Source organism: Pseudomonas fluorescens, from assembly GCF_001307155.1.
Taxonomy (GTDB): domain Bacteria; phylum Pseudomonadota; class Gammaproteobacteria; order Pseudomonadales; family Pseudomonadaceae; genus Aquipseudomonas; species Aquipseudomonas helvetica.
The window spans coordinates 4,684,960-4,706,047 of sequence record NZ_CP012830.1; the positions used below are offsets into that span (position 1 = coordinate 4,684,960).

The window sequence follows — 21,088 nt, forward strand, 5'->3', positions numbered from 1 at the left end:
AAAAACTCCTGATAACAATAAAGGTGAGCTTTGCCATGGGCGTAAGAAAATCAACCTTGTACCTTTCACCGTGCCTGCTGCTGGCAGCCATGGGCAGCGCAGGACACTGCCTGGCGGCGGATGCGTTTTCGGCCGATTCGAAATGGCTGACTGGCGATTGGGGCGGTCTGCGCACCGACTGGCTGGAAAAGGGCTACGACATTCAGCTGGAGCACGGCGGTGAATTTGCCAGCAACCTCAAGGGTGGCTACAACGACGACAAGACCGCGCGCTGGACCGAGCAGTTCGTGTTTGGGCTCAAGGTCGATCTGCAAAAGGCCATGGGCCTCGAGCACGCGACCTTCAAAATGGCGATCACCGAGCGCGACGGTCGGAGCCTGACCAACGACCGGATTGCCGACCCGCGCGTGGGTGGTTACAACTCCTCCCAGGAAGTCTACGGTCGTGGCCAGACCTGGCGCCTGACCCAGTTGTGGCTGAGCAAGGGCTTTCTCGACGACGGCGCGCTGGACATCAAGGTCGGTCGCTTTGGTCCCGGCGAAGACTTCAACAGCTTCCCTTGCGACTTCCAGAGCTTGACCTTCTGCGGTTCCCAGGTCGGCAACTGGGCTGGCAGCATCTGGTACAACTGGCCGGTCAGTCAGTTGGCCGGGCGGGTCAAGTACAGCCTCAATCCTGAAGTATTCGTGCAGGTCGGTGCCTACAACCAGAACCCCTCGAACCTGGAAGTCGGCAACGGCTTCAAGCTTGATGGCAGCGGCACCAAGGGCACGATATTCCCGGTAGAGCTGGTCTGGTCGCCGAAAGTCCAGGGGCTGCCGGGCGAATACCGGGTCGGCTACTACTACAGCACCGCGAATGCCGACGATGTGCTCAAGGGCGTCAACGGCCAGCCGCAACCACTGACTGGCAACGCGTTCAAGTCTCACAGCAGCAAGTCCGGTTACTGGCTGGTGGCCCAGCAGCAGATCACCAGCCATAACGGCGATGCCAGCCGAGGTTTGTCGCTGTTCGCCAACCTGACGCTGCATGACAAGGACACCAACCAGGTCGACAACTTCATGCAGGCGGGGATGGTTTACACCGGACCATTCGATTCACGGCCCAAGGATGCGATCGGCTTTGGTGTCGCGCGGGTTCACACCAACAGCGACTACCGCGAGCGCGCGCAATTGCAGAATCAGGTCAACGGCGCGACCGACTACAACGACCCGGCGAGTATCCCGCTGCAGCACAGCGAATACAGTTCCGAGCTGTATTACGGTTTCCATGTCACCAATTGGTTGACCGTGCGACCGAACCTGCAATACGTGCGTTACCCCGGTGGTGTACGTGAAGTCGATTCGGCGGTGATCGGCGGGATAAAGGTCGAAACCGTGTTCTAAAGGCACTTTTTGCGGTGAATTACGCCACGCAGGCAAGCGTGGCGTAGCCGTTTGTCTTCTATATACAGCCGCTCGATTGAATTTCTTGCTATAAACGCACTCCGATAAGCGCCTCAAAGCTTGCCATAGAGCAATTTAAGGGCTGTGTCGGACAAATTCCCTGTCTTTTCAGTTGCTGAGGTTGCAAGTCGGCCTTAGACTGCCGCCCCTCGTAAATTGAGTGCCGGGTGGCGCTTGGAATGTACGGCGCCTTTCCGAGGCCTTGCGGGTCGACCGGAAAGCTCCCTGATTCGCCTTAATGCACGTATTTTTTATAGAGAAATCAATGACAAAGGAAAAGTTGCTGGCCATGCCGGCGGATGACTACATGAATGCCGAGCAACAGGCTTTTTTCACCGAGCTGCTGCAAGCCATGAAAGTGGAAACCCACGAGCGCATCGAACAGAACCGCATCGCCATTGAGAGCCTGGATACCCCGGCTGACCCGGCTGACGCGGCTTCGGTCGAAGAAGAGCGCACCTGGCTGGTCAACGCCATTGATCGCGATCAGCGCATGCTGCCTCAGCTGGAACGAGCGCTGGAACGTATCGGCGACGACACTTTTGGCTGGTGCGACGACAGCGGCGAGCCAATCGGCCTGAAACGCCTGCTGATCAGCCCGACCACCAAGTACTGCATCGAAGCTCAAGAGCGTCACGAGCAAATCGACAAGCACCAGCGTCAGGCCTGATTCAGTAGCGCCCATTCGCGGGCAAGCCCGTTCCCACAGGTCACACTTCACCTGAGGGAGCAGGTTTGCCCGCGAAGCTTTTTGCCGCCCGGAAAATATCCCCGCACTTCTATTGATCTGCTGCAAGCACCGCGACTAATGGACCATAGATAATGGCCTTCTAGTGGCGCTTAATGCTGACACAACAAATAGAAAACGCAGTGGGGTAACGAACATGGCACGCGACGGATCTTTGGCTGGCGCAGCGGCGCAATCACGGGTTTCACCCAAGACGGATGCGCGCTGGTTGATGCCTGCGCTGCAAAGCGCCGCCTTGATGCTGTTGCTGTGCGCCTTGGCACTCGGCGGCTGGCCGCTTTACCTCTGTTTACCGGTGGCGGTGCTGATTATCTGGCTGCCCCGCCTGCGTTCGCGGGCAATCGTCGACGTTCCCGTCGCCGACGCGTCCAGTGCGATCACCGAACTGACCCGCGATCTGTCCTATTCCACCAGTCATAACGCGTTGTCTGCCGCTGGCGTGGCCTATTCGGTCAAGCAACTGGCCGGCAAACTGCAGTCGCAACTCGATGCCGCCGCGCAAATCGTCAGCAGTGCCGAAGTCATGATCGGGACTGAGAAGGCGACCTCACAACTCAGCCAGCAAGCCTTGAGCGCCGCCAGCGAAGCCCACCAAAGCAGTGTCCTGGGGAGCACCGTACTGGCCGAATCCATCACGCGAATGCACCAGCTCAGTGTGCGCGCCAACGACAGTCGCGAGCTGATCGAAGCCCTGAGTGTGCGCAGTGAAGACATCCAGCGAGTGACGCTGGTGATCCAGACGATCGCCAGCCAGACCAATCTACTGGCGCTGAACGCGGCGATTGAGGCGGCGCGGGCCGGAGAGCATGGCCGTGGCTTTGCAGTGGTTGCCGATGAAGTTCGCGGCCTGGCCGGGCGCACTGCAACCGCTACGGGAGAGGTCGGGTTGATGGTGGCCGACATCCAGCAGCGCACAGCGCAGGTGGTCGAGCAGATCCGTCAGTTGTCCAGCGACCTGAACAGCGGTGTCGAGCAAGTCGAGCACACCGGGCAACAATTGCAAAACATTGCCCGACTGGCCGCCGGGGTTGAAGCCCAGGTCGGTGAGATCGCCAGTGGTTCCAGTAACAATCACCAACAACTGGACAGTCTGTTTCATGCCGTCGAACAGATGCGCAGCGATCTGGCAGTCAGTGATCAGCAAACCCGGCACCTGGCGCAAGCGGCGGTGCAAATGGAGGGGCAGGCCGAGACCATCAGTGAACGCCTCGCCGAGGTCGGACTGGACGACTACCACCAACGGATCTATGACCTGGCACGCGAAGGTGCCAGTCAGATCGCTGAGCGTTTCGCGCAGGACATCGACCAGGGGCGCATCAGTCTGGAGGACCTGTTCGACCGCAACTATCAGGCAATTCCCAACACGGCGCCGACCAAGTTCCAGACCCGTTTTGATCGCTACGCCGATCAGGTGCTGCCGGGGATACAGGAACCCTTGCTCAAGCGTCATGAAGGTCTGGTGTTTGCGATCGCCTGCACCCAGCAAGGCTACGTACCGACACACAATGCGATCTTCAGTCAGCCGCTGACCGGCGACGTAGATATCGACGCGTTGCAGAACCGCACCAAACGCAAATTCAGTGACCGTACCGGTATTCGCTGTGGCAGCCATCAACAGCCTGTATTACTTCAGACCTATACTCGTGATACGGGCGAATTGATGCATGACTTGTCGGTTCCGATCATGCTCAAAGGGCGGCATTGGGGTGGACTGCGGTTGGGTTACAAACCTGAAAGCCCACGGTAAGGCTGGTCCCGGGGACATGTGATTGTTACCGGTTATGCAAGGAAATTGTGCAGGCAGGCGGCTATTTCCAGTGAGCGGGACTCATTAACATTTCTACATTGTTAGGAAGCTAATGAAAAATTCCGAGGTGCTCTCATGCAAAGCAAAGTCGATGTGGCGGTGATGATTGGCAGTGGCGTGCCTGCCGGATTGCGGGCAGCGGGGCAAAGCGTGTGCTGGGTCGTCTTGCTCAATGGCGAGCAACGTGGCACTGCATTCTCAAGCCGTAATGAGGCCGAGGAATGTAAAGCTGCCTGGTTGGCGCAACTGAACGCCGAAAAGCCCGACAGCCTGCATTAAATCGTTTTCGCTAATGAGTCTGCTCAAGTCGCGACCTGTCGATCAGGCTTTCAGTGCGCCTCCATCAACAGCAAGCTTCAACGCTTTGGCAGATTCCATGGCCGCGGCTGCAGCGACGTCCGTGGTTTTGAACCAACGGTCTTTCTCGACCTGGTGGTAAGTCACGGTGGTCAGCGGCGGCTTGGCGCGCATTACAATGACAGCCTGGAATTCGCCGTCGACTTCTCTGGCTTCGCCCCAAATAAAAAATTCGCCGATATCAAATTCCGTCACGTACGCCTTCCCTTGGAAATTATTCTGTTGTTTTCAACGCAGCCCGCCGAAGGGGCTGAGTTTCAATGGTCGGGCAGTATGGCAGTTGTTGCTTGCTGGCGGCGCAGTTAAGTCATCGGTGTGACGAAACGACAGTGCAGGCAAACACCATCCGGGGTGTCAGAAGCGGGTTTCGAGGTTTCTGGCGAGGGCGCAGGCTTCGTTGTGGTCACCACGGAAGCCTCTTACACGACCTGTAGCGGTTTCTTTGATATGGAAAAAGCGCTTACCCGCCAGAACCACCTGATAACGCAGGTGAGGGCTATAGGTCGGGGTGTTTGTGTGCTGGGCGGGGAGGGTCAGCGTGCTCATATGAATTCCTTTTCTATGGTTTGCCGACGGATACACGTCGCTTTAGGTAGTCTAGGGGCGCATGGCTGCTCTAGAATCGCCTCCACGGGTTGGAGGTTCATGCTTATCTAAAGCAATTTTTTTCTGGCGATATGTCAGAAAAGTGCTTTTTTTAAGGAGTTTTCTCCCTAAAGTAGATAGTCCAGTATTCTCTGGCCGTTAGAAGGGCGATTTCCTTCAGCATCTGACGACCGCCAGGGAAGACGGGAGGATGGGCACTCCAGTAGTCTTTTCCTACCCTGCGATGAAGGAGCTTTCTGCTCGCTTCACGATTTCAGCTTGGGTCATTGTTGCGACATTTTCGGTATGACCGTTTTTCTGCTGCCTGTTTTTTCTGCAGGTAGCGTCATTTTCAGATGTGGGGATGTTTCCTTGGCAGTAAGTAATCTCGATATGCATGCTTTGTTTGTGCTGGGTGATCTGCGCGCAAAGCTGGTCAAACAGTTTCAATCACGTTTCGTTTACATCACCGAGCAGACCCCTGAAGGTATTTACGTCGCCGAGATCGACACCGAGTCGGCGCTGGTGGTGGACGACAAGCCTCGCCTGGAACTCAAGGTCGGCGATCATTTCCGCGCAGCGGTATTGCCGAGTCGCGAAGGTGGGAAATTCGAAATCAAGTTTCGCGAGATCAAACTGACGGTCTACGGCCTCGGTGATTACGCATTTGTGACCACGGCAGACGGCCACGCCATTCTGTTCAAGGAAGGCCATAGCGTAGTGACGGTGTTTGCTGCTCACCAACAGCTACAGGAAGGCCTGACCAAAACCTTGAAAGCGGTAACCGGCAAAGCTGCCAAGTGGCGCAAGGGCGAGCTCATAACGTTCAAGGCCAGCGAATAAATGAGCCTGTCCCGGGCCGACTTCCATGAGCAAAACCTCGACAGTGCTCGTGCACAAGCCCAGCGCCTGTTCGCTCAGAGGGCTGTTCTGCAGGGCGCCTGGCTAAGCTGGGTGGCATCGCAGATCTACACCTTGCGTCCGGCGGAGTACGCCAGCATGGTGCGAAGGGAGTTGCAGCACTTGCAGGACTCTTCTGAAAGTTGATCGTTGGACCTCGAACGCACAAACCTCTACTACAGTCAGTTGACTGAGTATTCGCAGGTGCGCGGCCTTTGTGCGCAAAGCCGTCCTGCCATGGCTGTGAACAGCACGAGGTGCAACGCATGAAAGGGTTTCGACTGCTACTGGGAAGTCTGCTAGCCACTGTTGGTTTGTTGGTGTCGCCCGTGACCGTAATGGCCGCCCCGGCGCCGATCCACTTCGCTGACCTGAACTGGGAAAGCGGCAGTCTGATCACCGACATTTTGCGGATCATTGTCGAGAAGGGTTACGGCCTGCCGACCGATACCTTGCCGGGCACCACCATCACCCTGGAAACTGCGCTGGCCAACAATGACATTCAGGTCATTGGCGAAGAGTGGGCCGGTCGCAGTCCGGTCTGGGTCAAGGCCGAGGCTGAAGGCAAGGTGGCGAGTATCGGCGATACGGTCAAAGGCGCAACCGAAGGCTGGTGGGTGCCGGAATACGTGATCAAGGGCGATCCGGCCAAAGGCATCAAGCCATTGGCGCCGGACTTGCGCAGCGTGTCGGACTTGCCGCGCTACAAGGATGTCTTCAGCGATCCGGAAAGCCCCGGCAAGGGACGTTTTCTCAATAGCCCGATCGGCTGGACCTCGGAAGTGGTCAACAAGCAGAAGCTCAAGGCCTATGGCCTGACGGACAGCTATGTGAATTTTCGCAGCGGTTCCGGCGCGGCGCTGGACGCAGAGATCACCTCGTCCATTCGCCGTGGCAAGCCGGTGCTGTTTTATTACTGGTCGCCAACGCCATTGCTCGGACGCTTCAAGCTGATTCAACTGGAAGAGCCGCCGTTCGATGCCGAGGCCTGGAAAACCCTGACCGATGCCGATAACCCCAATCCAAAACCAACACGCTCGCTGCCCTCGAAACTGTCGATTGGGGTGTCTGCACCTTTCCAGAAACAGTATCCGCAGGTGACTGAGTTTTTCAGTAAGGTTGATCTGCCTATCGGGCCTCTGAACAAGGCCCTGGCCGAAATCAGCGAGAAGCACACCGCGCCGCGCCAGGCAGCCGAAGCCTTCATGAAGGCGCACCCGGAGGTCTGGCGGGCCTGGCTTCCCAAGGATGTCGCAGACAAGGTCTCTGCAAGTCTGTAGGGTACCCGGTCGATCAATGAACGGTCAGAGCTCAGGCGAATTTTATGCGGCGTGACTGCAACATTGTCGTGGAACAACGCACTGACAAAAAGTCTGGTCTAGGCTGTTTCTTCTGCCATCGATTCCCGGAACCCTGCTCATGACGTTTGTGCTTGCTCAATGGATCGTCGCCGCGTTTGTGCTGATCAGCCTGATTCATTTGTACTGGGCGCTCGGCGGTCGTTGGGCCATTGACGCCGTTGTGCCGCAGGTACAAGGCGGCGCAGGGGAGGGGCTGCGGCCGGCTTTCAGACCTTCTGCACTGGGAACCCTGGCGGTGGCTGTCGGGTTGTTGCTGATTGCCCTGATGGTGTGCCTGAGAGTTGGCCTGTTTGTGCCGGCAGTCGGGCACTGGTCGATGCAATGGCTGATCAGTGCAGTTGCCTTGCTGATGTTTGCCCGCGCGATTGGTGATTCGAATCTTGTCGGCTTTTTCAAGGAACAGGCCGGGTCGAAGTTCGCGCGCCTCGACACCTGGGCCTATTCACCGCTGTGTGTGGTGTTGGGGGCGGGGTTGTTGGCCGTTGCGTGGGGGTGAGTTCTAATCTTCAGGATCGCAGGCTGCGATCTTTTCGGCTCAACGCTCGCTTTCTGTCCGTCGACTGCTGACCTCAGCCGGCACATCATCCCCGGCCATGCGCTTGCGGAACAACGCCGCACGCGCCAGCAGCAGGGTGGTGACCGGCATGGTGATCGACAGCAGTATCGGGATCAGCCAGGCGTGCAACACCGGACTCGACTGGAGTGCCGAGAAAAAGATGATCGACGCCAGCGCCACGCACCAGGCGCCCAAGGTCGAGGCCAAAGCCGGTGGGTGCATGCGTTGGAAGTAGTCCTTCAAGCGCAGCAGGCCGATGGCACCGATCAACGCGAACAGGCTGCTGGCCACCAGCAGGATCGCCACCGGGATCTCGACCCACAAAGACAACTGACCCAGCTCATTCATTCGATCACCTCGCCACGCAACAGGAATTTCGCCAGGGCAAACGAGCCGACGAAGCCGAACAGCGCGATCAGCAGCGCCGCTTCGAAGTAGGTGTCACTGGCATAGCGGACCCCCAGCACCAGCATCATCAGCATGGCGAGGATATACAGGTAATCCAGCGCCAGAACCCGGTCCTGTGCCGATGGACCTTTGAACAGGCGAATCAGCGTCAGTCCCATCGCCAGCGAGAAAATGAACAGGCTGAACAGAACCGCATTCGAGAGCAGGGCACTCATTCGAAAATCTCCATCAAGGGGCGCTCATAAGTCGCCTTGAAGTGCTGGATGAAGTGCGCTTCGTCATCCAGATCGAACACATGCAACAGCAAAATGCTGCGATCCAGCGCCAGTTCCGACCAGACCGTACCGGGAATCACCGTGGTGATCATCGACAGCGCCGCGAGGCCGTTGGCGTCACGCAGGTCCAGCGGCACCTTGATGAACGTCGAGTGTGGCGGCCGTCGCCCGGCGTTCAACACGCCCCAGGCGACGGCGAGGTTGGACGCCAACACGTCACACCCGACCAGGAAGATCAGGCGCAGGATTACCCCGGGACGACGAATACGGATCGGCAGCGGTCGCAGCTTGCGCATCATCAGTGGTGCGCAAAAACCCAGTATCGCACCCAGTAGCAGGTTGCCCGGGCTGATGGACTGGTTCAGCACCAGCCACAGCAGCCAAAGGGCCAACGACAACCAGGGGGCAGGGAACAGACGTTTCATGGTTGCACCTCCTGCATCGCAGCCTTGGCTTCGGGGCTGGGTACGGCGCGGGTGCCGAGTACCGCCATCACGTATTGCTGCGGATTGTTCAAGGTGTCGGCGGCCGCCTGGGTGTAACGCATCAGCGGTTCGGCCTTGAAGGTCAACACTATGCTCAAGGCCAACAAGGCAAAGATCGGTACGCATTCCAGGCGTCGCAGCACCGGTGACGGGCGTTCTGCGGGCGTCCAGAAACGCTGGATACCCAAGCGCGAGAAGGCGATCAACGAGGCCAGCCCGGACAGGATCAACAGCGCCAGCAGGCTCCATGCCGCGTTCGATATCGGCTGTTCCCCCGAGGTGCCGAGGCCCAGCGGGTTGAGCAGGGCGCTAAGCAAGCCGAGCTTGCCGATGAACCCGGAGAGCGGCGGCATGCCGATGATCAGCAGGGCGCAGGCAATGAAGCTCAAGCCCAGGAAGGCCATGGTCCAGGGAATCACCTGACCGACCACGGCTTTCTGGTCGTCGTCGAGGTTGATGCCCTTGCTCGGCGGTGAAGATTGCGATGGTCGCGGTAGCGCTTCGATTTCATCGTCCAGCGGCATCTCGATGGCGGTGCGCGAGCGTTCGATCAGTTCCGCCAGCAGGAACAGCGCGCTCAGCGCGAGGGTCGAGCTGACCAGATAGAACAGCGCCGCGCCGATCAGGCTCGGCTGGGCAAAACCGATGGCCGACAACAGGATGCCCGCCGACACCATGATGCTCAGGCTGGCCATGCGCTCCAGGCGCTGTGTGGCGAGGATTGCCAACGCCGCGCAGATAATTGTCGCCATGCCGCCGTAGGTCAGCCAGTCGCCGCCAAAGTATGCCGACGCACCGGCCTGGCCGGAGAACAGCAGGGTCCACAGACGCAGCAGGGTGTAGACGCCGACCTTGGTCATGATCGCGAACATCGCTGCCACCGGAGCACTGGCCGAGGAGTAGGCCGGGGCCAGCCAGAAGTTCAGCGGCCACATCCCGGCCTTGGCCAGAAATGCCACAGCCAGAATCGCCGCGCCGGCATGCAGCAAGCCGCGATCGGCTTCCGGCACCAGCGGGATCTTCAGCGCCAGGTCGGCCATATTCAGGGTGCCGGTGACGCCATAGATCAGCGCCGCGCCAATCAGGAACAGCGACGAGGCCAGCAGGTTGATCGAAATGTAATGCAGGCCCGACGACACCCGCGCGCGCCCCGAACCGTGCAGCATCAAGCCGTAAGACGCCGCCAGCAGCACTTCGAAAAACACGAAGAGGTTGAACAGGTCGGCGGTCAGGAAGGCCCCGTAGAGGCCCATCAGTTGAATCTGGAACAGCGCGTGGAAGCTTGCGCCGGCGCTGTCCCAGCGAGCCATGGCAAACAGCAGGGCGCTGACGCCAATGATCCCGGTCAGCACCAGCATCAGCGCTGACAGGCGATCGACCACCAGCACGATGCCGAACGGTGCCTGCCAGTTGCCGGGCAGGTAGACGCCGATGGAACCAGGCACGCCTTGCGCCTGGGTCCACTGCAGCAACAGTACGGAAATGCCCAGGCCCAGCAGGCTGGAGAACAGGTTGATCCGGGCTTTGAGCGGGCGGTGTTTTTCGCCGAGCATCAACATCAGCGCGGCCGTCAGCAACGGCAGCAGAATAGGTGCAGCGATCAGATGGGGCATCCAGCTCATTCTTTAGGCTCCCGGCCATCGACATGGTCGGTGCCGGTCAGGCCCCGGGACGCCAGCAACACCACCAGGAACAACGCGGTCATGGCGAAACTGATGACGATGGCGGTGAGTACCAGCGCCTGGGGCAGCGGATCGGTGTAATGCAGCAGGTCTTGCGGCACGCCGTCCTTGATGATCGGCTCCTTGCCGATGAACAGGCTGCCCATGCTGAAGATGAACAGATTGACCCCGTAAGACAGCAGGCACAGGCCCATGACGACCTGAAAGGTCCGTGGGCGCAGCACCAGCCAGACCCCGGAGGCAGCCAGTACGCCAATGGCAATTGCGATGACTTCTTCCATCAGGCAGCTCCTGGCTTGGCAATGGGTTTAGGCTGGCTGCCCGGCTTGTGGCCACGCACCGATTGGTGCGCCAGGGCAGTCAGGATCAGCAGTGTCGAACCTACCACCACGGCATACACGCCGATGTCGAAGCCCAGCGCACTGGCAATATGAATCTCGCCCAGCAACGGTAACCCGAAATGCCAGGTGTGGGTGGTCAGGAACGGATAACCGGCGACCATTGCACCCAGGCCGGTGAGTGTGGCGAAGAGCAGTCCGGTGCCCATCCAGCGTACCGGTCGCAGGCTCATCTGTGCCTCGACCCACTGAGTGCCGGCGACCATGTATTGCAGGATGAACGCCACCGACATCACCAGGCCCGCGACAAAACCGCCGCCCGGTTGATTGTGCCCGCGCATGAACAGGTAGAACGACACCACCACTGCAACTGGCAATAACAACCGGACCAGCACCGCCGGGACCATCATGAAGCCCAGCGCGGTATCGCTGGCGTGACGCGGGTTGACCAGATCAGTGACCACGTCCGGTGCCAGCAGGCGCTGTTGTGCCGGTAGTTGCATGCTTTCTTTCGGTGGACGGAAGCGTCGCAGCAGGGCAAACACGGTCAGCGCCACGGCCACCAGCACGGTGATCTCACCGAGGGTGTCGAAGCCGCGGAAGTCCACCAGCATCACGTTCACCACGTTGCTGCCGCCGCCTTCGGGCAACGCACGACTGAGGTAGAACGAGGAAATATCGTTCGGTGTCTGGCGGGTCAGCATGGCGTAGGCGAGCAGTGCCATGCCGATGCCGACCGCGCCCGACAGCAGCAAGTCGCGCAAACGGCGAGCCCGCGCCTTGGGCACGCTGCTGGGCAGTGGCGAGACCTCTTCGATCCGCCGTGGCAACCAGCGCAGGCCAAGCAGGATCAGCACGGTGGTCACCACCTCGACCACCAATTGGGTCAGGGCCAGGTCCGGCGCCGAGAACCAGACGAAGGTGACGCAGGTCATCATGCCGCAGACACTGACCATCGTCAGGGCCGCGAGTCGGTGGTACTTGGCTTGCCAAGCGGCGCCCAACGCACAGGCAATCGCCAGCAACCAGAGCGTGACGAAGACGATCGAGCCGGGGATCTTTGGCCGCTCGCCCCAACTCAAGCCGCTGTGCAGCAGCGGAATCAACCCCGCCAACACGGCCACCAGCACCAGCAGGAACAATTGAGTTTGCAGGCGCTTGGTACTGACCCGCCGCTCAAGCCGTCGAGCCAGGCGCATCATCACCACCAGGCCGCGTTCGAACAGGCGCTTGCCATTGAGGCGGCCAATGAGAGGCGGGTATTTGAACCGCCCGCGTTTGAGCTGATTACGCAGCAGCAGGTACACAACGATACCGGCGGACATGGCGATCAAGCTCATGATCATCGGCGCGTTCCAGCCGTGCCAGATCGCCAGGCTGTATTCGGGCAAGGTTCCACCCACCACCGGCAGGGCCGCAGCGGCGAGTAACGGGCCGACCACCTGGGCCGGGAAAATCCCGACCACCAGGCAGGCGAACACCAGCAACTCCACTGGTGCACGCATCCAGCGCGGCGGTTCGTGCGGGGTGTGCGGCAGGTCGGTGGCGGTTGGGCCGAAAAACACGTCTACGGTAAAGCGCAGCGAATAGGCGACGCTGAACGTACCGGCGATGGTCGCAACGATCGGCAGGGTAGTCTCGATCCAGGCCGAGGCATTAATGAACACGGTTTCGGCGAAGAACATCTCTTTAGAAAGGAAACCGTTGAGCAACGGCACGCCGGCCATCGAGGCGCTGGCGACCATCGCCAGGGTCGCGGTGAACGGGATCAGTTTGATCAGGCCGCTGAGCTTGCGAATGTCGCGGGTGCCGCTTTCGTGGTCGATGATCCCGGCGGCCATGAACAGCGAGGCCTTGAAGGTCGCATGGTTGAGAATATGAAACACCGCCGCGACGGCGGCCAGCGGGCTGTTCAGGCCCAGCAACAGGGTGATCAGGCCCAGATGGCTGATGGTCGAGTAGGCCAGCAGGCCCTTGAGGTCGTTCTGGAACATCGCGCAGTAAGCGCCGAGCAACAATGTACAAGCGCCAGCCCCGCTGACGATATAGAACCATTCTTCGCTGCCGGACAGCGACGGCCACAGCCGTGCCAGGAGGAAAACTCCGGCCTTGACCATGGTCGCCGAGTGCAGGTAAGCCGAGACCGGTGTCGGTGCGGCCATGGCGTGGGGAAGCCAGAAGTGGAAGGGGAACTGGGCACTTTTGCTCAGGGCGCCGATCAGGATCAACGGCAGCAGGATGGGGTACAACGCATGGGCGCGAATCAGATCGCCGGCGGCCAGGACCTTGTCCAGGTCATAGCTGCCCACGACATGGCCGAGCAGCATCACCCCCGCCAGCAGGCATAAACCACCGGCACCGGTCACCATCAGCGCCATGTAGGCGCCACGGCGAGCATCGGCGCGGTGGTGCCAATAGCCGATCAACAGGAACGAGAAGAGGCTGGTTAGCTCCCAGAAAAACACCATCTGAATCAGATTGCCGGAGATCACCAGCCCGAGCATGGCGCCCATGAACGCCAGGAAGAATGCAAAGAAGCGTGGCACCGGGTCGTCCGGCGACATGTAATACCGCGCATACAGCGACACCAGCGTGCCGATGCCCAGCACCAGCATCGAGAACAGCCAGGCGAAGCCGTCCATGCGCAGGACGAAATTCAAGCCCAGGCTCGGTAGCCAGAAGAACTCTTCGCGAATCACGCCACCATGGGCGATTTGCGGATACAGCAACGCCACCTGGACGGTGCCGATCAAGGCAACCAGGCCAGCGAGTATCGATTCAGTGTTACGCGCGTTGTGCGGCAGCAAGGCCGCCAGACAGCTGCCAATAAAAGGCAGAAGCAGTAGAACTATCAGGGACATAGGCTTCTAATCTGCGGAAGTTTGTGAAGGATCATACGTGCCGAGCCCCTGATCACCAACTGCCAAGCTGTGGCAGGATCCTACAAGGTAGGCTGAAAACGCCTGATTCACATTGTTTCGAAGCGCAGTATTCGACCGCTCTGACGCCATCGCGGGCAAGCCTTGCTCCTACAGGTGGTGAGATCCTGTAGGAGCAAGGCTTGCCCGCGATAGCAATATTGCAATTACCACCGAAACAACGATTGTCAGCTCTCGGATTCGTGCTCCAACTCATCCGCGGTCTCAACCGCGCCTTTACCCTTGGTCCTCAACTCACTGACGATCACCGCTGCGACAATCAACCCCGCACCAAACAGCGCCAGCCCCGGCAGCCGTTCACCCGCCAGGCGCCCGGCGATACCGGCCCAGACCGGTTCGCCGGCGTAGATCAGCGTCGCGCGGGTCGGTGAAACGCTTTTCTGCGCCCAGTTCATCGCCACCTGAATCGCCGCACTGGCGGCGCCCAGGCCCACCGCGCTGGCCAGCAGCAACCAGGAAAAACCGGGAAGCGCTTCCTGAGTCGGCACGATCATCAAAAATGCCAGCACCGAAGTGGTCGCCAGTTGCACCACGGTGACCCGACGCACGTCGACCCGGCCAGCATAAGTGCTGATCAGAATGATTTCGGCGGCAATGGCGACGGCGCTGATCAGCGTGGCGATTTCCCCCGAGCTGAAATTCAACGACGCCCCGGCAGGACCTGAAAGCAGCATCAACCCGGTAAACGCCAACATGATGCCAATACTCGGCATCAACCCCGGCCGACGCCCCAGCACCAGCCATTGCAGCAAAGGCACGAACGGCACGTAAAGCGCAGTGATGAACGCCGATTGGCTGCTGAGAATGGTCTGCAAGCCAACGGTTTGCAGGCCGTAGCCGAGCATGATCGCCACACCAATGAACGCGCCGGCCTTGAGTTCAAACAGGGTCAACTCACGCAGGCTGCGCCAGGAGAACAGCGCGACAATACTCGCCGCTGCAGCAAAGCGCAGGCCGACGAAAAACATTGGCCCGCTGACCGTCATCGCATGCTGCACCAGCAGGAACGTCCCGCCCCAGACCATGGTGATCAGCACCAGCACGCATTCAGCCTTGCTGAAGCGTGAGAAAAAGGCAGAGGGTTTGGAAGTATTCACCGACGTCATGGCCTTGCGCGCTACCTGAGGGGGACGCACAATGCGCCCGAAGTTGGGCAGTATACTGCGCAAACCTACTGAGTGAGCAATATAGTGCACAAAGATTCCGGCCAACGAGCCTCCGTCCTGCAACACGTCAGCCAGAACGTCCGACGCCTGCGCCATGCCGCAGAGTTGAGCCAGACCGCATTGGCGGAAAAATCCGGAGTCAGCCGCCGGATGCTGGTGGCCATTGAGGCCGGTGAGAAAAACGTCAGCCTGACCACCCTCGACCGGGTGGCCGAAGCCTTGGACGTAGCCTTCAGCGACCTGATTCAGGCCCCCGAGGTGCGTGACCCGAGCCGCATCAACGAACTGGCGTGGGCCGGCTTGATCCCCGGCAGTAAAGCGGTGCTGCTGGCCAAGGCGAATGCCAGTCGTGAAGTCGAACTCTGGGAATGGCGGCTGGAGCCTGGCGAGGAATACGTTTCGGAGCCGGATGCCGATGGCTGGAGTGAACAGCTGTATGTGTTTGAAGGCAGCCTGACGCTGGTGCTGGGGGATGAAGAGCGGATTCTCGCGACAGGTGAGTTTGTCAGCTTCGCCAGTAACCGGCCTCACGCCTATCGCAATGATGGGACGGTGGCGACGCGGTTTGTGCGTAATGTGGTGCTTTGAAACTGCGTTACCGTTCGTCGATTACGTCCTCATACCTGTTATTTCTGACAGTGGACGATTTCGCATTAACGATTTTTAATCATTACTCGGTGCAATGGATGATAACCGGTAGCCGAATTTCATCTTAACTTTATATCGTCTTAAGTGAGAGGGACTGCAGAATGTCAAGTGAATTGGAAGCTCCAACGGTTGCTGTAAAAAACGGATGCTATATTATTAGAACTCCTGATTCGACTGATGAGCTGGGCAAAGAAGGGTTGGTAGTTGACTTTAGGTATAAAGGGGAGCGGGGAACTTTTCATGTGGGTGATGTTGAGCTGAAAGCAGGTGGAGAAAAAGCAGAGATTGCTATTTCAACGAGCCTCAATTACCTAACGGATAAAATCTTGCGTTTTTATTATCGTTACGACACCCATGGTGATTCGCAAGACTCTAAGGTAGCGACCCATCCAAACGTTGGTGCTTGATCGGGAAGTATGAAGCGTGTGAATAAGTGCTCGTTCTCGTCAGGGAACTGGGCACTTTCAATTACACGTATTGCTCCACAAACAGCAATCAAACAGTTTGTATTTCTGGATGGGGCGCTGTTTCGTATCGCACTTCACGAACTGTGTCAGTCACCAGTCACCCGGCTTGTGGGCTCATCCATGGGATCGACTTCAACCTGTTCAGGTCTGATGATAAATTCAGACAAACACAGACCTGTGAGAACCGCATGACTGAAACCCCAGGCGGGCAGACAACAAACGCCATCCGCAATGCTGACATCCTGATCGTCGGCGGTGGCTTGAGCGGCGCATTACTGGCCATGCAGTTGCTGCGTTTGCCCGGCAAGCGTCAGGTGCTGGTGATCGAGCCTCGCGCCGAGTTGGGCCGGGGCGAGGCCTATAGCGCGGTTGAATTGGGCCATACGCTGAATGGCAATGCCGCGCGGATGGGTGTCGATCCGGACAACTCCGATGACCTGACCCAATGGCTGAGCGCATTTATTGCCAATGGCGGTTGGCCGGAGTCGGATCAGCAGTCGGTGCCGATCGCCGAGTTGTTCCCGCCTCGGGGCATTTTTGGTCTGTATGTGCAGCAGCGGTTGGCCGAAGCCCAGGCCGTCGGCGCGCGTTATGGTTCAAGCGTCGAGCATGTGCGCGGGGAAGTGGTCGACCTGCAAACCGATGAACACGCGACATTACTGACCTTGAGTGATGGTTCACGGTTAAGCGGCGCTTTTGCGGTGCTGGCGACCGGCTTGTTCCCGGCTGCGCGAACCCCACAAACCGAGTCCAGTGGCTTGAACGCTGCAGCCGTCGATCCTTGGGATGTGGCGGCCATGACACGGCTTGATCCGCAATCGACGGTATTGATCATCGGCTCGGGCCTGACCATGGTCGATGCCGTGGTGTCGCTGGAGCAGGCCGGGCATCGTGGACCGATCGAAGTGTTTTCCCGTCACGGCTTGCTGCCGCATGTGCGTCGGCAACCGCCGGCGTGGGTGGATTTTCTGGCCGAAGATCCCGACATTCGCAGCCCGCGTCAGTTGATGCATGAACTGCGACGGCATTGCCGTGCGGCGATGGCGGAGGGTATCGACTGGCAGGCGCCGCTGGATACCGTGCGGGCGCATATCGGGCGGCTCTGGAGCCAGGCAACGGATGTGCAACGCCGGCAGTTTGTGCGTCATGTGCGGCCATGGTGGGAAAGCCATCATCACCGGTCGCCGCCCTTGAGTGCAGAGCTGGTGGCGCGTTTGCATCAGTCAGGGCGCTTGCGAATTCAGGCCGCTTCGTTCAAAGGCCTGGCGCCCTCGGCGGACGGACGGGTGAGCATTTTCATTCGTCGGCGCGGGGAGTCTGAAGTGACGGTGGTCAGTGGCGACGCGCTGATCAACTCCAGTGGCATCGAATACGACTGGCGCCGGGTCGCCCGACCCTTGCCGCAGCAACTGCTGGCCCGCGGCTTGATAAAACCGGGGCCATTGGCGCTGGGGATCGCAGCGGATCCGAGCGGGGCGGTGAAGGATGCCGAGGGGCAGGTTGCCCGACGTTTGTTCGCCATGGGCCCGCCCCTGCGTGGAATGTGGTGGGAAAGCACGGCGGTGACTGACGTGGCGAGCCAGGCCAAGGCGTTGGCACTACAGCTGGCGCGCTGAGCGTTGCCATGACGCAGCGCTGGAGCGATCAGACCTCCCTGATATTGACCCAGCGCTGCTCCCGCGCCGCCAGTCGAATCGCCGCCGCCAGGCGCTCCACTTCCCAGGCCTCCTCGAAATCCGTGCCGTCCTGGCCTTGTCCGGCCAGGGCCATGATCAGCGCATGCACTTCCAGCGTCTTCAACTCGTTGTAGCCCAGTTGATGCCCCGGTGCAGGGCTGAATGCCGCGTAGCCAGGCAGATTCGGTCCGGCCAGTAAACGCTGGAAACCGTCCTGGCCGGCGCGGCACAGGCGTAACTCATTCAAACGCTCCTGATCGAATGCCAAGGTGCCCTGGGTGCCGCTGATCTCGAAACTCAGGTGATTCTTGTAGCCGTGCTTGAGCCAACTGCTGCTGAAAGTGCCACGAGCGCCGTTGGCAAAGCGCAGCAGGGCGTGGGCCTGATCGTCGACGGCAATGCTGCGTTGTTCCAGGCTGCCCGCTGTAGCTGGACGCTGACGGTGCACCGTTTGGGTATCGGCGCACACCGCCTCGACATCGCCCACCAGATAGCGCGCCATGGCCAGCAAATGACTGCCCAGGTCCGCCAGCGCGCCGCCGGCATGTTCGGCCTCGCAGCGCCAGGACCACGGCGAGTTTGGGTCAGCCATGAAGTCTTCGCTGAATTCACCTTGAAAGCTGATGATCTCGCCCAGCTCGCCGTTTCGAATCAGCTCGCGAGCCAAACCAATGATCGGGTTGTGCTGGTAGTTGTAGCCCACGCGGGTGACCACGCCAGCGGTTTTGGCTGCCAGGTGCATGGCGCTGGCCTGCTCAAGACTGACCGCCAGTGGCTTTTCGCAGTACAGCGGTTTGCCGGCGGCGATAGCAGCCATGGCCATCGGGTAATGAAGATGGTTCGGTGTGGTGATGGCGATCAGGTTGACCTTGGGATCGTCGATCAACTGTTGCCAGTCACTATGAGCCTGCTCGAAGCCCCAGGCCGTGGCGCACGCTTGTGCACGAGCGGGATCGGCGTCGGCAAGAGCCGCGAGGCGCAGCGTGAAGGGCAGTTCAAACGCCGCGCTGACATTGCGAAAGGCCAGGGCGTGGGCACGGCCCATGAAGCCCGTGCCGATAAGTCCGATTCCGAGTTCGCGCATAACAGGGTCCTTTGGATTATTGTTTTCAGGATGCCCAGTTATGGAATAAATATTCTCAAAATGCAATTGGTGGAATTAATATTCTTTAATCTCTGGGGTGACCTTCTTCCCTGTGGGAGCCGGGCTTGCCCGCGATACAAGCGCCACGGTACGACAGATGCACCTCGCTGATGCAATCGCGGGCAAGCCCGGCTCCCACAGGAGACAGAAAATCAGGACAGAAAACCACCGTCCACATTCAACGAAACGCCAGTCGTATAGCTCGACGCATCACTCGCCAGATACAACACCGCACCGGCCATCTCGCTTGGATCAGCCACACGCTTGAGCGGAATCTGCTGCAGCGCGGTCTTCAGGATCGCGTCGTTTTTCACCAGCGCCGAGGCAAATTTGGTGTCGGTCAGGCCTGGCAGCAGGGCGTTGCAGCGGATGCCGAACTGCGCGCACTCCTTGGCAAAGACCTTGGTCATGTTGATCACCGCTGCCTTGGTCACCGAGTAGATGCCCTGGAAGATGCCTGGTGAAATGCCGTTGATCGAGGCGACGTTGATGATGCTGCCGCCACCGTTTTCGCGCATCAGCTTGCCGGCTTCCACCGACATGAAGAAGTAGCCGCGAATGTTCACGTCGACGGTTTTCTGGAAGGCGCCGAGGTCGGTGTCCAGCACGTTGCAGAACTGCGGATTGGTTGCGGCATTGTTGACCAGGATGTCCAGGCGACCGAATTGTTCGCGAATACTGGCGAACACTTGAGTGATCTGTTCCATTTCACCGATGTGGCAAGCGACGGCAGTGGCTTTACCGCCGTCGGCGATGATCGCGTCGGCCACGTGCTGGCAGCCGTCGAGTTTGCGACTCGATACGATCACGTGGGCGCCTTGCTGGGCCAGCAGTTTGGCGATCGCTTCACCGATGCCGCGGCTGGCGCCGGAGACGAAAGCGATTTTACCGTCGAGGTCGAACAAATGGGTCTTGGACATGGTTTTTCCTTGAGGTGGGCAGGCGTCGGGCGCGTGATCAGAGGCTGGATTTCTGGATGACTTGCAGGCTCATCTGCTCCAGCAGCTTGTTCATGTGGATGAACTGCGCGAAGCGTTTGTCCTGGGTCTGACCATGGAAGAAACGGTAGTAGATCTGCTGCACGATACCGGCCAGGCGGAACAGCCCGTAGGTGTAATAGAAGTCGAAATTGTCGATCTTGATTCCCGAGCGTTCGGCGTAGTAATCGACGAACTCGCGGCGGGTCAGCATGCCGGGGGCATGGCTCGGTTGACGGCGCATCAGTTGCACCGGTGCCGGGTCGCCGGCTTCGATCCAGTAGGCGAGGGTGTTGCCCAGATCCATCAGCGGATCGCCGAGGGTGGTCAGTTCCCAATCCAGTACGCCGATGATCTGCATCGGGTTGTTCGGGTCGAGGATCACGTTGTCGAAGCGGTAGTCGTTATGGACGATGCTTGACGTCGGGTGGTCGGCGGGCATCTTGTCGTTGAGCCAGTCCTTGACCGCTTGCCAGCTCGGTGCATCAGGCGTCAGGGCTTTTTCGTAGCGCTCGCTCCAGCCACGAATCTGCCGCGCGACATAACCCTGCGGCTTGCCTAGGTCGGCCAGGCCACAGGCCTGGTAATCAACGCGGTGCAGTTCGACGAATTTGTCGATGAAACTCTTGCACAAGGCTTCGGTTTTAGCGGCGTCGAAACCCAGTTCCGGTGGCAGTTCGGAGCGCAGGATGATCCCCTTGACCCGTTCCATTACATAGAACTCGGCACCGATCACCGATTCGTCGGTGCAGTGCACGTAGGCTTTCGGGCAATACGGGAAACCGTCCTTGAGCTGATTGAGAATGCGAAACTCACGGCCCATGTCGTGGGCGGATTTGGCCTTGTGGCCAAACGGCGGGCGACGTAGCACGAACTCCTGCTCGGGGTATTCCAGCAGGTACGTCAGGTTTGAAGCGCCACCGGGGAACTGGCTGATCTGTGGCAACCCGCTCAGGCCCGGAATGTGCGCCTTGAGGTACGGATCGATCAGGCTGGCATCAAGTTCTTCGCCAGAGCGGATACGGGTGGACTGGTCAGTAAGCGCCATGCTTATCCCTTCTGCTTATTTTGGAGGCCAGACATCATTGACTAATCTAATGGCGTGCCGGGGTCGCCACAAGCGC

At 59.4% G+C, this 21,088-nt stretch carries 23 protein-coding genes; 11 read left to right on the forward strand and 12 right to left on the reverse strand.

Annotated features, from left to right (window positions below; translation table 11 throughout):
• Positions 1-35 precede the first annotated feature (35 nt).
• From AO353_RS21395 to AO353_RS21410, 4 genes are all read left to right on the forward strand, one after another.
• Complete coding sequence (locus AO353_RS21395; protein ID WP_054596743.1) at positions 36-1,385, forward strand: carbohydrate porin; 1,350 nt, start codon at positions 36-38, stop codon at positions 1,383-1,385.
• A gap of 325 nt (positions 1,386-1,710) precedes the next feature.
• On the forward strand, positions 1,711-2,115 hold the full coding sequence (locus AO353_RS21400) for a TraR/DksA family transcriptional regulator (RefSeq protein WP_019691009.1): 405 nt from the start codon (positions 1,711-1,713) through the stop codon (positions 2,113-2,115).
• Between the two features lie 601 nt (positions 2,116-2,716).
• Entirely contained in the window at positions 2,717-3,940 is a 1,224-nt protein-coding gene (locus AO353_RS21405; protein WP_371918185.1) for a methyl-accepting chemotaxis protein, read from the forward strand.
• A 135-nt stretch (positions 3,941-4,075) separates the two neighbouring features.
• On the forward strand, positions 4,076-4,279 hold the full coding sequence (locus AO353_RS21410) for a hypothetical protein (RefSeq protein ID WP_054596745.1): 204 nt from the start codon (positions 4,076-4,078) through the stop codon (positions 4,277-4,279).
• Between the two features lie 42 nt (positions 4,280-4,321).
• On the opposite strand, the gene AO353_RS21415 is transcribed toward AO353_RS21410, so the two are convergent.
• Both AO353_RS21415 and AO353_RS21420 read right to left on the reverse strand, forming a co-directional pair.
• Positions 4,322-4,552, reverse strand: a complete 231-nt coding sequence (locus AO353_RS21415; RefSeq protein WP_054596746.1) for a hypothetical protein — start codon at positions 4,550-4,552, stop codon at positions 4,322-4,324.
• A 159-nt stretch (positions 4,553-4,711) separates the two neighbouring features.
• Positions 4,712-4,903, reverse strand: coding sequence for a hypothetical protein (locus AO353_RS21420; protein WP_054596747.1), 192 nt, complete (start codon positions 4,901-4,903; stop codon positions 4,712-4,714).
• A gap of 411 nt (positions 4,904-5,314) precedes the next feature.
• Here AO353_RS21420 and AO353_RS21425 point away from each other — a divergent pair, with 411 nt between their 5' ends.
• The 4 genes from AO353_RS21425 (at position 5,315) to AO353_RS21440 (ending at position 7,699) form a co-directional block, all read left to right on the forward strand.
• Positions 5,315-5,785 (forward strand): hypothetical protein, encoded by a 471-nt coding sequence (locus AO353_RS21425; protein ID WP_371917629.1) that lies wholly within the window; start codon positions 5,315-5,317, stop codon positions 5,783-5,785.
• Entirely contained in the window at positions 5,786-5,989 is a 204-nt protein-coding gene (locus tag AO353_RS21430) for a hypothetical protein (RefSeq protein WP_054596749.1), read from the forward strand. It begins immediately after the preceding gene.
• A gap of 119 nt (positions 5,990-6,108) precedes the next feature.
• Positions 6,109-7,122 carry an ABC transporter substrate-binding protein gene (locus tag AO353_RS21435; protein WP_054596750.1) on the forward strand — a complete coding sequence of 338 codons (1,014 nt, stop codon included), beginning with the start codon at positions 6,109-6,111 and terminating at the stop codon, positions 7,120-7,122.
• Positions 7,123-7,261: 139 nt separating this feature from the next.
• Positions 7,262-7,699, forward strand: a complete 438-nt coding sequence (locus AO353_RS21440) for a DUF3995 domain-containing protein (protein WP_054596751.1) — start codon at positions 7,262-7,264, stop codon at positions 7,697-7,699.
• Between the two features lie 39 nt (positions 7,700-7,738).
• Here the strand turns inward: AO353_RS21440 and AO353_RS21445 are convergent, their stop codons facing one another.
• The 7 genes from AO353_RS21445 to AO353_RS21475 all read right to left on the reverse strand — a co-directional run bounded on the left by AO353_RS21445 (position 7,739) and on the right by AO353_RS21475 (position 15,082).
• Positions 7,739-8,107, reverse strand: a complete 369-nt coding sequence (locus AO353_RS21445) for a Na+/H+ antiporter subunit G (protein WP_054596752.1) — start codon at positions 8,105-8,107, stop codon at positions 7,739-7,741.
• The gene (locus AO353_RS21450; protein WP_019690998.1) at positions 8,104-8,382 is read right to left on the reverse strand and encodes a K+/H+ antiporter subunit F; all 279 of its coding nucleotides are present in this window, start codon (positions 8,380-8,382) and stop codon (positions 8,104-8,106) included. The genes AO353_RS21445 and AO353_RS21450 overlap by 4 nt, the downstream gene beginning before the upstream one ends.
• Entirely contained in the window at positions 8,379-8,867 is a 489-nt protein-coding gene (locus tag AO353_RS21455) for a Na+/H+ antiporter subunit E (RefSeq protein WP_054596753.1), read from the reverse strand. Before AO353_RS21455 ends, AO353_RS21450 begins: the two co-directional genes overlap by 4 nt.
• The gene (locus tag AO353_RS21460) at positions 8,864-10,549 is read right to left on the reverse strand and encodes a monovalent cation/H+ antiporter subunit D (RefSeq protein ID WP_054596754.1); all 1,686 of its coding nucleotides are present in this window, start codon (positions 10,547-10,549) and stop codon (positions 8,864-8,866) included. Before AO353_RS21460 ends, AO353_RS21455 begins: the two co-directional genes overlap by 4 nt.
• Positions 10,546-10,890, reverse strand: a complete 345-nt coding sequence (locus tag AO353_RS21465; protein ID WP_003202835.1) for a Na+/H+ antiporter subunit C — start codon at positions 10,888-10,890, stop codon at positions 10,546-10,548. The genes AO353_RS21460 and AO353_RS21465 overlap by 4 nt, the downstream gene beginning before the upstream one ends.
• Positions 10,890-13,808 carry a monovalent cation/H+ antiporter subunit A gene (locus AO353_RS21470; protein ID WP_054596755.1) on the reverse strand — a complete coding sequence of 973 codons (2,919 nt, stop codon included), beginning with the start codon at positions 13,806-13,808 and terminating at the stop codon, positions 10,890-10,892. The genes AO353_RS21465 and AO353_RS21470 overlap by 1 nt, the downstream gene beginning before the upstream one ends.
• Positions 13,809-14,053: 245 nt before the next feature.
• Positions 14,054-15,082 carry a DMT family transporter gene (locus tag AO353_RS21475; RefSeq protein WP_054596756.1) on the reverse strand — a complete coding sequence of 343 codons (1,029 nt, stop codon included), beginning with the start codon at positions 15,080-15,082 and terminating at the stop codon, positions 14,054-14,056.
• Here AO353_RS21475 and AO353_RS21480 point away from each other — a divergent pair.
• From AO353_RS21480 to AO353_RS21485, 3 genes are all read left to right on the forward strand, one after another.
• A complete protein-coding gene (locus AO353_RS21480) occupies positions 15,077-15,640 on the forward strand; it encodes a helix-turn-helix domain-containing protein (RefSeq protein ID WP_054596757.1) in 564 nt (187 codons plus the stop codon). The genes AO353_RS21475 and AO353_RS21480 overlap by 6 nt on opposite strands.
• 161 nt (positions 15,641-15,801) lie before the next feature.
• Entirely contained in the window at positions 15,802-16,107 is a 306-nt protein-coding gene (locus AO353_RS31130; RefSeq protein ID WP_146016083.1) for a hypothetical protein, read from the forward strand.
• A gap of 248 nt (positions 16,108-16,355) precedes the next feature.
• Positions 16,356-17,783, forward strand: a complete 1,428-nt coding sequence (locus AO353_RS21485) for an FAD/NAD(P)-binding protein (protein WP_054596758.1) — start codon at positions 16,356-16,358, stop codon at positions 17,781-17,783.
• A 28-nt stretch (positions 17,784-17,811) separates the two neighbouring features.
• On the opposite strand, the gene AO353_RS21490 is transcribed toward AO353_RS21485, so the two are convergent.
• The 3 genes from AO353_RS21490 to AO353_RS21500 form a co-directional block, all read right to left on the reverse strand.
• Positions 17,812-18,927: a Gfo/Idh/MocA family protein gene (locus tag AO353_RS21490; protein WP_054596759.1), complete on the reverse strand. Its 1,116-nt coding sequence runs from the start codon at positions 18,925-18,927 to the stop codon at positions 17,812-17,814.
• A gap of 212 nt (positions 18,928-19,139) precedes the next feature.
• Positions 19,140-19,907, reverse strand: coding sequence for an SDR family oxidoreductase (locus AO353_RS21495; RefSeq protein WP_054596760.1), 768 nt, complete (start codon positions 19,905-19,907; stop codon positions 19,140-19,142).
• Positions 19,908-19,944: 37 nt separating this feature from the next.
• Entirely contained in the window at positions 19,945-21,012 is a 1,068-nt protein-coding gene (locus AO353_RS21500) for a phosphotransferase family protein (protein WP_054596761.1), read from the reverse strand.
• Between the last annotated feature and the right edge of the window lie 76 nt (positions 21,013-21,088).